The sequence below is a fragment of the Ruegeria sp. AB6 genome, assembly GCF_056542685.1.
On sequence record NZ_JBQGAD010000004.1, the window covers coordinates 86,901 to 102,598 of the forward strand.

Sequence of the window (15,698 nt, forward strand, 5' to 3'; positions counted from 1 at the left end):
ATCAAGCTTTAGTATTATGGATCTTTCAAAAATAGTCTTACTATTGCTGATAAAGCTGTATTACAAATAATACCAATTGTGAGGGGTAAGCGGCGTGCCAATTGTCGAGCTACATGTGATAGAAGGCTATAGCGTCAAGGAAAAACAACGACTTGGCCAAGCATTGACTGACGCAGTGCGATTCGTCGTGCCTGCTCCGCCTGATCTCGTCACGGTGCTTATCCATGACCTCCCACCTGAAGACTACTACCGGGGTGGCCAGACCAGACAGCCCGCGCCAGCGAAGGATGACCCCGAAAAGATCGTCCGTGCATTTCTGACGGAGATGAGAGAACGCGCGCTCGACAAAGCGAAGACCCGACTGGCACCGGGTTTCGTGATGCACTTCCCGGGAGCACAACCGATGCACGACTTGTCCGAGTTGATGGACTGGGCGGCGCCGCGCTATCGCAGCATCGCCAAGAGCTATGAAGGCTTCGACGCAATGCAAGGCGTAAGCGACGCCGCGATTGTCTATTGCCGGGGCACCTTGTCCGGGCAATGGCCCGATGGGACCCCTTTCGAAGGCATCCGCTTTATCGACCGGTTCGAGGTCGTCGACAATCTGATCACGCAGCAGGATGTCTGGAACGACATCGCAGAAACAAGGGCACAGGCATGAGCGAGATTGACCCGATCACTCTTTCGGTTCTGGCAGGTCGCATGGAACAAATCGCGGATGAGATGGACGCAACACTGTTCCGCGCGGCCTTTAACCCCATCATTGCCGAGGCGCATGACGCCAGCCACGGGCTTTACTCGGCCACAACTGGTGACACGTTGGTTCAGGGAAAATCGGGCCTGCCGATTTTTGTAGGCGTGATGTCTTTCGCGGTGAAGGCGGTGATCGAAAAGGCCGCCGCCGATGGTGATCTGGAAGATGGCGACATTTATATTTTCAACGACGCGCATATCGGCGGCACGCATCTGTCGGACATGCGATTGGTGCGGCCCTATTTTCGCGATGGTCAGCTATTTTGCTATCTCGCCTCGGTCGGGCACTGGCATGACGTGGGCGGTGCGGTTCCCGGAAACTACAACCCCGCCGCAACGGACGTATTTCAGGAAGCGTTCGTTCTGCCGCCCGTCAAACTGGCGCGGAAGGGCGAGGTCAATCAGGACATCATTGACATCCTGCTGCGCAACACCCGCCTGCCCCAATCCGCCATGGGCGATCTAAACGGCCAGTTGGGGGCGCTTGATCTGGGCGTTCGGCGAATGGATGAGCTGCTGGACGAATACGGCGCGGACACCGTATCAGCCGCGCTGGATGCGCTCGGCCATCGGGCCGAGGCACTGATGCGAGCCGAGTTGCAGGACCTGCCTGATGGCCGGTGGGAGGCCGAGGATTTCCTCGACAATGATGGCATCACGGACACGCCCCTGCGCATCAATATGGCGCTTGAGATATCGGGCGACCGGATGGTTCTGGATTTCAGCGGCTCCTCGCCGCAATGTGCAGGGCCGGTAAATATCGCTCTGCCGACGACTGTCGCAACGGCCTATGTCGCCATCAAGCATGTCTTCCCATCCCTGCCCGCCAATGCCGGGGTAATGCGGCCCATCGAGGTCATTGTGCCCGATGACAGTCTGCTTTCGGCCAAGTTCCCGGCCCCGACCGGCGGATATACTGAAACCATCTTACGAATGATCGACGTGGTCTTTTCCGCCTTCGCCAAGGCCGCGCCGGACCGGGTGGTGGCCAATGCCTATGGCACGATCAACGCTCTGTCGATTGCGGGCAAACGGTCGAACGGGCAGCCTTGGGTAATGTTCAGCTTTTACGGCGGTGGGCACGGCGGCTCGATCGAAAGCGACGGGTTGAATCACGGCAATGCGCCAATTTCCACCGCCACGATCCCGCCGATGGAAATCCTTGAAGCCGCTTATCCCGTTATGTTCCGGCAATGGGCCCTGCGCCCGGACAGCGCCGGGGCCGGGGCGCATCGCGGCGGTCTTGGGGCTGTCTATGAAATCGAAGTGTTGGAAGAAAACGGGGCCGAGGCATTTTTGTTCGGAGAACGCGGACGTTTTGCGCCCAAGGGGATCGTCGAAGGTCAGGATGGCGCGATGAACGTCTTCACTTACGAACAGGATGATGGTTGGAAAGCGCCGCCTTTGGTGTCGAAAATGCGAGGGATCAAGTTGCGCCAAGGGCAAGCCGTCCGGTTGGAAACCCCCGGTGGCGGGGGATATGGTGCCACGAAACGCCGTGCGCCGGAAGACATCGCCAAAGACGTTTCTCGCGGTTTAGTCAGCCCCGATCAGGCGGATCAGGCCTATGGTTCCGCCTGGCGGGAGGTGGTGCAATGACCGGACATATGATTGGCGTCGATGTTGGCGGTACCTTCACGGATGTCTTCGTGTTGAACGAAGAAGATGGCACCGCAACCGTCGCCAAGGTGCCCACCACCCGCCCGGATCAGTCCAGTGGTTTCCTAGACGGGATCGGACGCGAGGTATCAGATCTGTCCGAAATTGCAGTGGTCGTGCATGGCACCACCGCGGGCACGAACGCCTTGTTGGAGCGCAAGGGCGCAAAAACCGGCGTGATCTGCACCCACGGCCTGCGTGACGTGCTGGAAATGCGCCGCCGCGACCGCCCCCGCACATGGGGCCTGCGCGGTGATTTCGAACCCGTCGTGGATCGGCGCGACCGGCTGGAAGTGCCCGAGCGCACCTTAGCCAACGGCAGCATCCGCACCCCGGTCGATCTGGACGCCGTGCGCGCGGCGGCCAATCAACTGCGCGATCAGGGCTGCGAGGCCATTGCGATCCTGTTCGCCAACGCCTATGCCAACCCCGAAAACGAGGCCGCGGCTGTGGCAGCGGTGCGCGAGATCTGGCCAAATCCGCATGTGTCCGCGTCATCGGAAATCCTGCCGGAAATCCGGGAATTTGAACGATTTTCCACCACTGCGCTGAACGCCTATCTTCAGCCCGAGGTTTCGGGTTACTTGAACCGGCTTGAGAACGCACTGCACTCGGGCGGGTTCGATGGTGAGTTCATGATCGTGCAATCCAACGGGGGTGTCATGGGCGTTGTTACCGCGTGCCAATTGCCGGTGCGCACCGCCCTGTCTGGCCCAGCCGCAGGGGTCATCGCAGCCGGTTACATCGCGCAATCGGCGGGGTTCGACAATGTTATCACCGGCGATATGGGCGGCACTAGTTTTGACGTATCGCTGATTGCCGAAGGGCAGACGATGCTGTCTGCGCAGACCTCGATCGACTTTGGCATGGTCGTGCGCAACCCGATGATCGAGATCACGACCATCGGCGCAGGCGGCGGCTCGATCGCTTGGGTCGACAAGGGGGGGTTGCTGAATATCGGCCCGGAAAGTGCCGGTTCAAACCCCGGCCCGGTGGCTTATGGGTTAGGTAATGACCGCCCGACTGTGACCGACGCCAATGTGGTGCTAGGCCGGATCGACCCTGACAATCCCATTGGCGGCAAACTGGAAAGACTGGATGTCGAGGCGGCCCGTCAGGCGATTGACACTCATGTGGGTCAGCCACTTGACCTGTCCACGGTTGAGGCCGCCGAGGCCATCCTGCGTGTCGCCAATTCTCGCATGGCAGGCGCGATCCGACTGGTCAGTATCGAACGCGGGTTTGATCCCAAGCGGTTCGTCTTTATGCCCTTCGGCGGTGGTGGAGCACTGCATGCCGGGGCCATGCTGGCCGAGGTCGGCATCGCCCGCGCCATCGTTCCGCGCTATCCCGGCGTAACCTCGGCGATGGGCTGCGTGATTGCGGATATGCGGCAGGATTTCGTACAAACGATCAACACGCTGGTATCGCAGTTGGACAGCACCGCGATGGGGGCTTTCATGCAGGATCACGTCGATCAGGGTATGGCCTTGCTGGACGCCGCCCGAACCACGTTCGAGGCACGCGAAATCTCGTTCGAGCTCGACATGGCCTATGTGGGACAAACGCACACGGTACCGGTGCCGCTGACTGTCACCGTGTCGGACGGAAAGGTCAATCCGCCGGACAGCGCGGCCATAGAACAGGCTTTCGACACGGCCTACAACGCCACCTATGGCAGGCTTCTGAAGAACGGTGTGCGCCGCATCCTGAACCTGCGCAGCGCGGTTACAGGCAAACGGCCGAAGTTCGACCTGTCCACGCTGGCCCCTTCAACGCAAGGCCCGGTACAGCCAATGGCAAAGCGGCAGGTCCACTTTGCCCAAAACTGGTATGACACGGCGATCTATGACCGTCTGTCCCTGCCGGTCGGGACAATTGTGCAAGGGCCCGCGATCCTGACCCAGCCCGATACAACGGTGCTGATCGAACCGCATCTGCAAGGCCGCGTGGATGCCTACGGCAACACGATCATCGAACCGCGGGAGGCGTGAATGAGCGATCCGAACACCTGGGACCCACAAAAGACGGCCCTTCTGACCATCGACCTGCAGAACGATTTCCTGCATCCCGAAGGCGCCTATGGCCGCGCCGGGCAATCGGCCCCCGCCATTGCGGCTTTGCCCGACCGCATCGCGCCGTTGGCACGGCGGCTGCAAGAGGCCGGAGGGCGCTATTTCTCGGCCCAGTTTACGCTGGTGCCCAATCGCAATGGCGAGCCGCTGATCGCCCCACACCTGAAACAGTTGCGCCCCTTCCTGACCAAGGGCGATTTTGCCCCCGGCGGGTTCGGTCACGCATTGGTCGACGCGCTGCAACCTTGCGACTTCGTCATCGAAAAGGTTGCCTACTCTGCCTTCTACCAGACCCGGTTGGAATACCTGATGCGCGCCGTGGGAATCGAAAACCTGATCGTTGGCGGGATCGTTACCAACGGCGGCGTTGCCTCGACCCTGCGCGACGCGCATCTGCGCAATATTGAAACTGTGATGCTGACCGACGGCTGTGCGGCCTTCCGGGATGAAGTTCACGAGGCCACGATCCTGTCACTGGGCACGGTCACACATCAACGCACCTGCGCCGAGGCGCTGAACTGGCTGGAGTGCGCAGAATGAACCTGAAATCCCGCCTGCAACAGCAAAAAATTCTTGTCGCACCTGGTGTCTATGACGGGCTGACCGCCTCTCTTGCTGAAAAGGCCGGGTTCGAGGCCCTTTATCTCAGCGGGGCCGCCGTGGCTTATACCCGGCTTGGTCGTCCCGATATCGGGCTATCCACTGCCTCGGAAATGGCCGACACCATGACCCTGATCGCCGACCGGGTTGATTTGCCGGTCATCATCGACGCGGACACCGGCTTTGGCAACGCGCTGAATGCGCAGCGCACCATGCGGCTTTACGAACGCGCCGGAGCCTCGGCCCTACAAGTTGAAGACCAGACCTATCCCAAACGCTGCGGGCACCTGTCGGACAAATCGCTGATCCCGGCGCAGGAGATGGCCGGAAAGATCGCCGCCATGGCCGATGCACGCGCCAGTGCCGATACGCTGATCATCGCGCGAACGGACGCTATCGCGGTCGAAGGCTTCTCCGCCGCGACCGACCGCGCCGAAACCTATCTTGAGGCAGGCGCAGATGTGCTGTTCATCGAGGCTCCAAAGAGCCGAGAGCAACTCACTGCCATTGCCGACCAATTCGCCCACCGTGTGCCCCTATTGGCGAACATGGTCGAGGGGGGCGCGACCCCCATTCTCGGGGCCAGCGATCTGGAGGAGCAGAGCTATTCCATCGTCATCTTCCCTGGCGGTATCGTGCGGGCGCTGGCCAAGACAGCACAGGCTTATTACCAAAGCCTTGCCGAAAACGGCTCCAACAAACCCTTTGCGGATCGCATGTTCGACTTCGGTGGCTTGAACGAAGTTATCGGAACCGCCGATATGCTGGAAGCCGGCGCGCGCTATGACGACCCCCAGAGTTGAAAGCGCCCTGCCCAACCAATTTGATCTGAAGACCGGCACTTTGATTGTCGGCGCTGGCGCTTGCGGCATGGTCGCGGCCCTGTCTGCCGCCGAACAGGCGCAAGATGTGTTAGTGATCGAGGCTGACCCGGTCCCCAGCGGCTCAACCGCCCTATCCGCGGGGTTGATCCCAGCTGCGGGCACCCGATTGCAACAGGCCGCGGGGATCACCGATTCTGCCGCGCTGTTTGCAAACGATATTCAGGCAAAAGCCCATCATCAGAACGATCAGGCATTGGTTGACCTCCTGGCAGGGAATGCCGCAGAGGTCATTGACTGGCTGACCGATCGGTACGGCCTACCCTTTTCGGTTGTGACGGATTTCGACTATCCCGGACATTCCCGCAGACGGATGCACGGCCTTCCGGCCCGCTCGGGCGAGGAACTGATCAATGCCCTGCGCAGCGCCTGCGAAGACGCGGGTCTGGACATCATCTGCGACCGTCGCGCAACGGTGCTGTATAGAGACGACAACCAGATCCTCGGCATCGCCGTCACCGGCCCGGATGGCAGCGTCGAAACCATCGACTGTGACCGTCTGATCCTTGCCTGCAACGGGTTCGGCGGCAATCGCGAACTGGTCGCGCAACATATGCCCCAGATCGAACAGGCCCTTTGGTTCGGCCACAGCGGCAACCGGGGTGAGGCCGTTTTGTGGGGTGAAGCATTGGGGGCCGACCTGCAGAACCTCGGTGCCTTTCAGGGCCACGGCAATGTCGCCCATCCACATGGCATCCTGATAACCTGGGCCGTCATCACCGAAGGTGGCGTCCAGGTGAACCGCGACGGCCAACGCTTCTGGAACGAGGCGCAGGGCTATTCCGAAGCCGCCCGTGCTGTGCTGTCTCAACCCGGTGGTGAAGCCTTTGCCATCTTCGACGAGCGCATCGCGGCGATAGCGCGCCAGTTTGAGGATTTCAAACAAGCCGAGGCAGTTGGGGCCATCCATTCGGCAAATTCAATTCAGGACCTCGCGGCCCGCCTCGCCTTGCCTGCTGACGCCCTGACACAAACGCTGCGGGACATATCGGAAGGCGGTACAGACTGGTTTGGTCGCTCTTTCAGTTCACACCCTCTGACCCCGCCCTACAAGGGCGTACGTGTCACCGGTGCCTTGTTTCACACTCAAGGTGGTTTGAAGATCGACGCCTCAGCTCGGGTGCTTCGTGCAAATGGTGCTGCGATCCAGAACCTTTATGCTGGAGGAGGCGCCGCCTGCGGTGTCTCGGGTACGGGCGACAGCGGATATCTGTCAGGAAATGGCTTGCTGAGCGCGGTTGTTTTGGGGCGAATTGCTGGGCGACAGAACGGAGCCTTTCGTAGTCGCTAAAACTTCTAGGCCCGTCATTTTTGTCAGCGCGCAGCATCTTTGTCCGGAAAAGTGCGTGAAAACCTTGATAAACAGTAATCGCTGATCGGTTTTGGTAGCGCATCTTCTTGCTGGTCAAACCGCCCACGGCAGCACTGCGCCAAGGTCGCGCGGCGGTGCAAATTGTGCTAGGGTCAGGACCTAGGTTGCTGCGTATTGCTTTTTCTGGATTTTCGCCGCTCGGGCTTTTGCTGGGCCTTTTTTGTTATGCGGACCGGTTATTGCGTTGGCGGATATCTTGGGCGCCAAATGCATGGCGCCTGTGATCAGAAACGCACAATATGACTATGTTTCGAACCTTCCCAACACATCCAATAACGCGCAGGACGTCGCCGCAGCACTGGGGCGTATCCACTTTGATGTGACCGAGCTCTACGATCTGGACAATCGCTACATGCGGCTGGCTCTTCGTGATTTTTCCGACAAGGCGGCGGGGGCCGATGTGGTGTTGATCTATTTCGCCGGCCACTGGATCGAGATCGACAATACCAACTACCTTATCGCCTCCAATGCTAAGCTTAGGAATGACAGTCATAGACTTGGTCAACATGATCCGCAAAGGTCAATTCACGCCCGGATATCATCCGTTTCAACGGTTCGCGCAATTGGCAGGATAGTCACCTTTCCTGCTCAACCTACGTTGCCTTCGAAGAAACTCGCGACAAAACCCGTCGCCGGGCAGCCTGAAGATCTCTGATTCTGCCAGGAACGGCCTATTGACTGCATCGGCTTAACAACCGGGCAGAGCGATCTTTAGGCCCACCCGGACTGACCACCTCAGAATTGCTTCGTCCGGTCATCGGGACTGATCGTCTGCCCTGCTGCGTCAAAAAATTGCAGTTTCTCGGGTGCAAAATGCAAGCCGATTTGCGCTCCGGCCCTAATCTGTGTGTCCCCGCCAAGGCGAACCGTCACTTTCTCTTCAAACCCGCAATCGACGATGATGAACATATCGGCGCCAAGATACTCGACCACCTCAACCTTGCCGTCGCTGTGACCAGAGCCAGGTTCGACGACACTTATATGTTCCGGACGGATGCCCAGCATCGTGGCCGTACCAGTCCGATCAAACGGGCCACCTCCGCCGTTTTCCAGCTGAAACTGATCACCGGACACGGTGCAGGGAATGACGTTCATTTTCGGGCTGCCGATGAACTGCGCAACGAATAGGTTGGCGGGGCGTTCGTATAATTCGCGTGGGGTGCCGACCTGTGCGATCTTACCGAATTCCAGCACCACGATACGATCGGCCAGTGTCATCGCCTCGACCTGATCATGGGTCACGTAGATCATGGTACGGTTGAGGCTCTGGTGAAGCTTGGCAATCTCATACCGCATTTCGACCCTGAGGGCCGCGTCCAGGTTGGACAACGGCTCATCGAACAGGAAGGCGGTGGGGTCACGCACAATCGACCGACCGATCGCCACGCGCTGTCGCTGGCCGCCGGATAAGTCTTTGGGTTTGCGCTCCAAATAGGATTCCAGCTTGAGGACCTCGGCGGCTTTTCCCACACGTTCGGCAATCTCGTTCTTGGATACACCCGCCACTTTCAGCGAGAACCCCATATTTTCAGCCACGGTCAGGTGCGGATAAAGTGCATAGGACTGGAACACCATGGTCAGCCCACGCTTTGAAGGTGGATTATCGGTGACGTCATCCCCATTGATTAGTAGCGAACCGCGCGAGATGTCCTCGAGCCCGCCGATCATCCGCAATAGGGTCGATTTACCACAGCCCGACGGGCCAACGAAGACGACAAACTCGCCCTCTTCGATCTTTAGGTCGATGCCTTTGATCACCTGCACTTCGCCGAACCATTTCTCGACGGATTTGAGTTCGATGCTGCCCATCAGTTTCTCCCTGCCCAATGCAGCCAGACGGCGGCGGTCCATGTGAACGAATTGCCACCGGCAGGACTCCCGGTAATCGGATCGTAGTATTCGGCAAACCCGTGGCCTGCGATCAGACGACCGGTTTTCAGGCGCAGCGCTTCGGCCTCAACCCCGTGGCCCATATCCTTCAGACCGAACCCCGCCAGCATGTTCATGAACGCCCATGTTGGCCCGCGCCAATATCGACGTTCATCGAATTTGGGCGATGTGGGATCATAGCTGGGGATCGGGTGCGGAACCGTAGTCAGAACAGTTTTCAATCGGTCCAACATTTGCTGGGATTCGATGCCTGCATACCAGCACAGATAGCTTGCATTTGAGACGCTTTCAGCCCACTGGCCCGTATGCGCATCTCGAGCGTCAAAGGCTCCCAATGTTTCGTTCCATAGTGACTTTGCACCGGCGTCGAGCCGGTCCACGTCAGCACTAAGGCCTTCAGCACTGATCCCCAATTCCTCACTGATCGTCAACAGATCGCGGGCGGCGCGTAGGGCTGTGAAACTCATGGTCGGGTCGGCAACACGGAACGGGTTCTTCTCCAGCAATTGCTGCTGATCCCAGCCCGCTTCACGCCCAATCTGCACTAGTTTGATGTAGCGGTCATAGTCGTATTTGGTGGGCCGGTCGGCGCTGTTCACGTGGCTGGTGTCGCGGCGCTGGTATTCCCCCACGTCCGAGGCATCAATGCCCGCCATCGCGCCATCCCAGTCCGGTGCATTGTCACGCCCTGCCTCCCACGGGTGGGTGGTGCAGACCGCGCCTTGATCATCAAGACGCCATCTCATAAACCACTGATGCCAAGCCAACATGGCCGGGAACAGGGCGCGGAGGCGGTCTTCACCAGCCGCGGGGTCTTTCTCCCATATCCGCCGCGCCATGGTGGCCGCCAGCGGTGGCTGGGTTACGCCAGACGAGGCAATTGGCCCAGTTCCGCCCCAGACATCCGGCCCGGGAAAATAGCCCGGATCCGGTTTGTGAAACAGGATATGTGGGAGCATTCCGTCATCCCACTGGCCCGAGAATAGCGTCTCAAGCTCAGTCCAGGCACGGTCGATATCGAACTCGGCAAAACCCAGCGCGGCGACCGCGCTGTCCCAGTTCCACTGGTAGGGATAGAGCCCGCTGGTTGGGATCGTATAGCCGCCCCGATCGTTGGCAATCAGGATATTGCGCGCGGAATCCGTCGGCGAAGTAAAGTGGTTCATGTCTGTCATCCTTTGACCGAACCTGCAGTCAGGCCCTTGGTCATGAAACGTTCAAGCCCCAGAAACAGGGCCATAATCGGAACGGTTGCAATCACCGCGCCGGCCATCAGGTGTTGGCGTGGAATTTCCGAGGAGTTCAGCATTGTGACGCCTCGGGTTAGGGTGAATTTCGAGGGATCGTCCAGCAGCATGAAGGCCAGAAGGAATTCGTTCCAAGCGATCATGAAGACATAGAGCGACACCGAAGCAAGCGCAGGAAGGCTGAGCGGCAGGGTGATCTTCCAGATCACTGCCAGGCGCGAGAGACCATCCATAAGACCAGCCTCTTCCACCTCGGTCGGGAGACCCCGGAAATACCCCTGCAGCATGTATAGCGCGACCGGGATAGTGGTGACCGGGTAGATCATGACGATGCCAAGGATCGAATTCCGCAAGCCAGTGAGCGAGAATGCTATATAGATCGGCAGCGCCAGAACGATCATCGGCACCATGTAGATCAGCAGAATCGAGCGTGAGAATGCCTTTTGGCCCTTGAACCGGAACCGCGCGACCGCATAGGCCCCTGGAATGCTGAACGCCAGTGTGATGAAGACCGTCAGCACCGAGACGTAGAAGGACGTCCACAGGTACGAGCCGAAATTGAAGTCGCGGAACAGTTCTGTGTAGCTGCGAAACAGCGCCCAGCCCTGATCCAAATCCAGCGAGAAATCCAGCGGGTTCTGCAAGAGGGCCTGTTGAGATTTGAGGCTGGTCATCACCATCACGTAGAAGGGGATGACGACGATGGCCGTGAAGAAGATGTATCCAAAACCAGTGCAGAACCGGATCACAGCGTCTTCATATTCATGACGGGTAAGTTCGCCAAAGGGCAGTTCTTTCAGGATTTCCGCCATCGATAGGTGCATAACGGCAGCAATCGCCACCACAGTGACCAGCACGGCCTGCAATGTGGTGTCCGAGCCAATCAGAACCGGGCCAAAACTGGTCAGGCAGGTTAGACCCAACAGGGCCGACACGCCCAGACGCGCAGAGGCATGGCGGGCCGGAAAGCGGACATATGCCAAACCCGCAAGTGCGCCCCAGATGACGCTCAGCAGAACCTGCGGACGGAAAGCAGCACCCGTGGCGAAGGACATTGTGATCGCGATGGTGGTAGCGATTACAACCAGCCAAAGCGCGCCTAGGATCGGGCTAGTGATATACCCTTGTCGCATCAAAGACCCTCCTCACGGCTTATGAACTTGAAAAAGACTAAGCTGAAGGTGATCAGGCACAGCAATATGACCACGGCCACAGCCGCACCCGCCCCGATATTCGACACCGCAAAGGCCTGTTCATAGACGTTCACAGTCAGCGTGCGGGTTCCTGCATTGCCACCGGTCAACAGGAAGATGTCGTCGAATTTGTTGAACGTCCAGATGAAGCGCAGCAGGAACAGGACCGACAAGATGCCCAGAAGTTGCGGGATGCTCAGCAGCCAGAACTTCTGGAACGGTGACGCGCCATCCATATCCGCTGCCTCATACATGCTGCTATCGATGGACTGCATCCGCGCCAGAATGAACAGGAAGGACAGCGGGAAGTAGCGCCAGATTTCAAAGACGGTGACCATGATCAGCGCCAGCGGGCGTTCCCCGAAGAAGTTGATCGGCTCGCTGCTTAGCCCCATCTGCACAAGCAGCGCATTGGCCGAGCCTGAGAAGGGGTCGAACAGTGTTACCCAAGCAAAGGCCACGGCGATGACGGGGGCCACATAGGGAAACAGGTAAAGACCCCGGATGAACCCTTGTCCCTTGAAACTTTTGTTCAGCAGCAGGGCTGCAAAGAGCCCCATGACAAGTGCGCCGATGGTGCCGAAAACCGTGTAAAACAGCGTAACCCACAGCACGCCCCAGAACTCGTCGCCGTCGAACACACGGGCGAAGTTCTCCAGGCTGAACTCGAAATTCGTCAGAACACTGGGGCCGCTGCCAGTGACTGTTGGTTCTGACCCTTCAACCAGATCTTCGAACGCATCCGGGTCACCATCGACCGCAACAGGGACGCGAATACGCTCGCGTTGGCCACCTTCCAGCGTACCAAAGTCGCAGAACAGCTCTTGCCCGGTTAACGCACAAGGGGCTGCAAGGTCGCCGAGTGGCATCACGCCATCGGGCAGGACATCCCGGACGGTCACGCCATCAATCGCAATATCCTGACTGGAGTTGCGCAGGCGGTATTCGATCCGCAGATCATCACCCGATCCACGCAGGCTTTCACGCACGACCGGTGCAGGAGGGCGCAGGTCAGACAGGGTGAAGGGTTTGAAGCTGATCCAGAAGATCGCCAGCAGGGGCAGGATCACAACCAGCGACACACTGATGATGGTCGGAGCCAGCAGCGTCCAGGCCAGACGCGCCTCGCGTTTGGCTAACGCCCCGGTTCCGGTCGGTGGGGTGGCCGAAGTCATAGTTTACCTCGAAGGGTTTAGGGGCAGCGGCGCGCACGCCGCTGCAGGTGCCGGGGTGGTTACTGAACCTTGCCCAACTCGTCGTTCATTGCCGCGATGGCTGCGGCCGCGTCGATCTCGTCGTCGATATACTGGCGCACGACGCGGTTTATGGCCTGGCTGTTGATCATCTTCGATGCCAACGCCAGTTGGCCTTCAGCCACACCCCAGCGCTGTGCCACATCCAGGCCGCCAACGATTTCGTCGATCATGGATTGTTCGTACAGATCACCCAGCGGGGCCTTGCGATCGACACCAACAGGTAACTCTGCCCAGGCTTCCGAGAACGCGGTTGGGTTGTCGGCATTGCCACGGCGGACCGGGAACTTGCCTTCCGGCGCGATGGCCAGCGTCTGGGTGTAACCTTCGTCCATGGCGTATTTCACGAACTCCATCGCTGCATCGGTATCGGCATCATTGGTGATACCAAAGTACCGCACATCCCCCCAAGCCGCACCATCAGGGTTCGACGGACCCGACAGTTTGGTCACGATGCCGGTCTTGCCGGCCAGATCGCGCGAGGTCGGGTCGTCGTTGATCGTTGGCGGGGCGCTGTCACGCAGACCGGCCAGCTCGTCCAGTATGAATGGCGACCAGATGATCATCGCGGCCTTGCCGTCAAAATACAGTTCGCGCGATTGTTTCCAGAAAAGCTCACCCGGAGGTGACGCTTTGGAGATTGCTTTGTAGAAATCCAAAACTTCGGTGGTCTTGGCTTCGTCCAGCGGTTGGAACCCATCAGGGCCAACGGGACTGACGCCATTGGCGAGGAACACGTGCTCCAGCACCTGGCTCATGAAGTTTTCGTCAACCTTGGTGGCTGAGACAAACCCGTACATTTCCGGCGGGTTGTGCAAGGCTTCCAATGCGGCCTGAATATCCGCAAAGCTGTCGGGGGCCTCCAAACCCGCCTCGTCGAACAGGTCCTTGCGGTAAACGACCATCTGCGTCCAGCCATCGACTGGAACCGAGGCGGTTTCGCCGTTGAACGCAGCCATCGCCAAAGCACCGGGTGCAAAAGTGTCTGCGCCCAGTTCTTCGATCACTTCGGTCGCGGCTTCGGTGTCCAGAATGCCAGCCTCGGCCCAGGGCAGAGCGTATTGCAGTGTGTGATAGACCACGTCCGGCAGGTCCCCGGCGGCAAATGCGGCAGTAGCGCGCGTTCCCAGATCGCTTTCGGTGACCGGGATCACCTCAACTGTGGTGCCGGTTTCGACTTTGAACTGGTCCGCCATCTCTTGCTGTTTGGCCAGACGTTCGGGCTGCTCTTCAGTTGTCCAAAAACGGATTGTGTCGGCCTGCACTGATAGCGCTGTCAGCGCCAGCGCAAGTGACGAGCCAAGCATCAACTTCGCAGCTTTGGGTGTTAGTTTCATCGGTTTCCTCCCCGGTTGTGTTCACGTCAGATGGTTTAGTTTCTGCGCCAATTCGTGTGACGTCAGTTTTGGTGGCCCGTCAGAGCCACCTTCGATCAGAGTGGCCTCGACCAGTTCTCGCAAGTCTGCAGCCGCTTCGCCGCGGATTTGTCGGATCAGTAGTGTCGCCAGCCGTACACCGGCCGCGCGGGAATCGACGGAAAATGTGGTCAGTGCAGGTCGCGCGTAACGGCATTCCGGAATGCCGTCATACCCAATCACCGAAACGTCGCGCCCGATCTCGAGCCCCTGATCCTGCACATCCGCGCAGAACCCCAGTGCGGCCAGATCGGTCGCAAAGACAATCGCTGTTGGAGGTTGATCCAAGGCCATCAGTACCCGTCCCTGCGCCGCGCCATCTTCGCGCGTGCGCGCGCCCTCCTGGATCAGATCCGGATCCAATGGCAGGCCAGCAGCGTGCAGACCCTCGGCATAACCGTCACGGCGTAGATGCGCGTAGTTGAACTTGGGATCGCTCCCGACAAAGCCTATGCGTGTATGCCCCAAATTGCTCAGCCGCAAAACGGCATTGCGCATCGCGCTTTCCCCGGCAATGTCGAACCACGAAGTCTCGTCCCAATCGTTCGGTTGTCCATAGCCGGTACGACCATACAGGATATGAGGCACCCCAAGACTGCGCAGCAGGCCGATACGTGCATCCTTCACCGCTGTCCGCGGTAGAATAAACCCATCGGCCTTCCGTTCTTCGTAGAGGCGGCTAAGAACTTTTAGTGTGTCTTTCTCGGAGGTCGCCGTGGAAATCGTCATGGTCCAATCCAGGCAGCTTGCTGCTTCGCAGGCTCCGGCCAGAAAGTCCTGCAAGAAGGGATTGTGCTGATCCGGTTCCTCGCTGTTGATAACCATCGCTATCGCACGAACTTGCCCGGTTCGGATCGCCTGCGCATGGCTGAGCGGGCGGTATCCCAATACCCGAGCCGCTTTTTCAACACGTGCGCGCGTCGTCGAAGAGATATCCGGATACCCGTTGAGCGCGCGTGAAACAGTGCTTTTGGACAAGCCCAGATGCGCAGCCAATTCGTCCAATTTTACCCGGCCCGAGACGGTTGCTGGACCGGATTGGTCACGCGGTGGATATGAAAGATTCGCAGTCATTGAAGCTATTTGTTTGCTCCGAAACCGGTTTCGGCAACAAAAAAGTTAAAATAAGTGCAGCCTGGTTATTTTTTGAACGCTTTAAGGATCGCACCAATAATGAAAGGAAACACGTAGAAGGAGTTTGGCTCTCCTATCCCGACCGAGATGGTCAGGCGCAAGTAGCAAAACAAAACAGCGGAACAGGATAGCAGGTTCATCAAGAGGCAAACCCACCGAGCCGATCTCTTGATTTCGTGCAAAGTTGTGATCCCGACATCCATTGCGGGCCTCTGCTACGGGCCTA

General features: G+C 58.8%; 13 protein-coding genes and 2 pseudogenes. 9 read left to right on the plus strand and 6 right to left on the minus strand.

Annotation, left to right across the window (positions count from 1 at the left end; translation table 11 throughout):
• The first annotated feature begins 94 nt into the window (after positions 1–94).
• The 8 genes and pseudogenes from ACR0DB_RS10365 to ACR0DB_RS10400 form a co-directional block, all read left to right on the plus strand.
• Complete coding sequence (locus ACR0DB_RS10365) at positions 95–661, plus strand: tautomerase family protein (RefSeq protein ID WP_480550638.1); 567 nt, start codon at positions 95–97, stop codon at positions 659–661.
• A complete protein-coding gene (locus ACR0DB_RS10370) occupies positions 658–2,352 on the plus strand; it encodes a hydantoinase B/oxoprolinase family protein (protein ID WP_170789213.1) in 1,695 nt (564 codons plus the stop codon). The genes ACR0DB_RS10365 and ACR0DB_RS10370 overlap by 4 nt, the downstream gene beginning before the upstream one ends.
• Positions 2,349–4,406 (plus strand): hydantoinase/oxoprolinase family protein, encoded by a 2,058-nt coding sequence (locus ACR0DB_RS10375; RefSeq protein ID WP_480550640.1) that lies wholly within the window; start codon positions 2,349–2,351, stop codon positions 4,404–4,406. The genes ACR0DB_RS10370 and ACR0DB_RS10375 overlap by 4 nt, the downstream gene beginning before the upstream one ends.
• On the plus strand, positions 4,407–5,027 hold the full coding sequence (locus tag ACR0DB_RS10380) for a cysteine hydrolase family protein (protein WP_480550642.1): 621 nt from the start codon (positions 4,407–4,409) through the stop codon (positions 5,025–5,027).
• Entirely contained in the window at positions 5,024–5,890 is an 867-nt protein-coding gene (locus ACR0DB_RS10385) for an isocitrate lyase/PEP mutase family protein (RefSeq protein WP_480550644.1), read from the plus strand. The genes ACR0DB_RS10380 and ACR0DB_RS10385 overlap by 4 nt, the downstream gene beginning before the upstream one ends.
• The gene (locus tag ACR0DB_RS10390) at positions 5,871–7,259 is read left to right on the plus strand and encodes an FAD-dependent oxidoreductase (protein ID WP_480550646.1); all 1,389 of its coding nucleotides are present in this window, start codon (positions 5,871–5,873) and stop codon (positions 7,257–7,259) included. The genes ACR0DB_RS10385 and ACR0DB_RS10390 overlap by 20 nt, the downstream gene beginning before the upstream one ends.
• A gap of 292 nt (positions 7,260–7,551) precedes the next feature.
• Positions 7,552–7,797: pseudogene (locus ACR0DB_RS10395) on the plus strand (caspase family protein); the annotation flags it as partial.
• 34 nt (positions 7,798–7,831) lie between these two features.
• A pseudogene (locus ACR0DB_RS10400) lies at positions 7,832–7,915 on the plus strand (IS6 family transposase); the annotation flags it as partial.
• Positions 7,916–8,075: 160 nt separating this feature from the next.
• Here ACR0DB_RS10400 and ACR0DB_RS10405 read toward each other — a convergent pair.
• Genes ACR0DB_RS10405 through ACR0DB_RS10430 form a run of 6 tightly spaced genes read right to left on the minus strand, consistent with a single transcriptional unit; the run spans position 8,076 to position 15,412 of the window.
• Entirely contained in the window at positions 8,076–9,149 is a 1,074-nt protein-coding gene (locus tag ACR0DB_RS10405; RefSeq protein ID WP_480550648.1) for an ABC transporter ATP-binding protein, read from the minus strand.
• Positions 9,149–10,396, minus strand: coding sequence for an MGH1-like glycoside hydrolase domain-containing protein (locus ACR0DB_RS10410; RefSeq protein WP_336510135.1), 1,248 nt, complete (start codon positions 10,394–10,396; stop codon positions 9,149–9,151). The genes ACR0DB_RS10405 and ACR0DB_RS10410 overlap by 1 nt, the downstream gene beginning before the upstream one ends.
• Before the next feature lie 5 nt (positions 10,397–10,401).
• Positions 10,402–11,610, minus strand: a complete 1,209-nt coding sequence (locus ACR0DB_RS10415; protein ID WP_480550650.1) for a carbohydrate ABC transporter permease — start codon at positions 11,608–11,610, stop codon at positions 10,402–10,404.
• Positions 11,610–12,845: a carbohydrate ABC transporter permease gene (locus tag ACR0DB_RS10420; RefSeq protein ID WP_480550652.1), complete on the minus strand. Its 1,236-nt coding sequence runs from the start codon at positions 12,843–12,845 to the stop codon at positions 11,610–11,612. The genes ACR0DB_RS10415 and ACR0DB_RS10420 overlap by 1 nt, the downstream gene beginning before the upstream one ends.
• Positions 12,846–12,904: 59 nt before the next feature.
• Positions 12,905–14,260 carry an ABC transporter substrate-binding protein gene (locus tag ACR0DB_RS10425; RefSeq protein WP_170789221.1) on the minus strand — a complete coding sequence of 452 codons (1,356 nt, stop codon included), beginning with the start codon at positions 14,258–14,260 and terminating at the stop codon, positions 12,905–12,907.
• A gap of 21 nt (positions 14,261–14,281) precedes the next feature.
• Complete coding sequence (locus ACR0DB_RS10430; RefSeq protein ID WP_480550654.1) at positions 14,282–15,412, minus strand: LacI family DNA-binding transcriptional regulator; 1,131 nt, start codon at positions 15,410–15,412, stop codon at positions 14,282–14,284.
• Between ACR0DB_RS10430 and ACR0DB_RS10435 the strand changes: the two genes are divergently transcribed.
• Positions 15,394–15,603 carry a hypothetical protein gene (locus ACR0DB_RS10435; protein WP_480550656.1) on the plus strand — a complete coding sequence of 70 codons (210 nt, stop codon included), beginning with the start codon at positions 15,394–15,396 and terminating at the stop codon, positions 15,601–15,603. The genes ACR0DB_RS10430 and ACR0DB_RS10435 overlap by 19 nt on opposite strands.
• Positions 15,604–15,698: the final 95 nt, after the last annotated feature.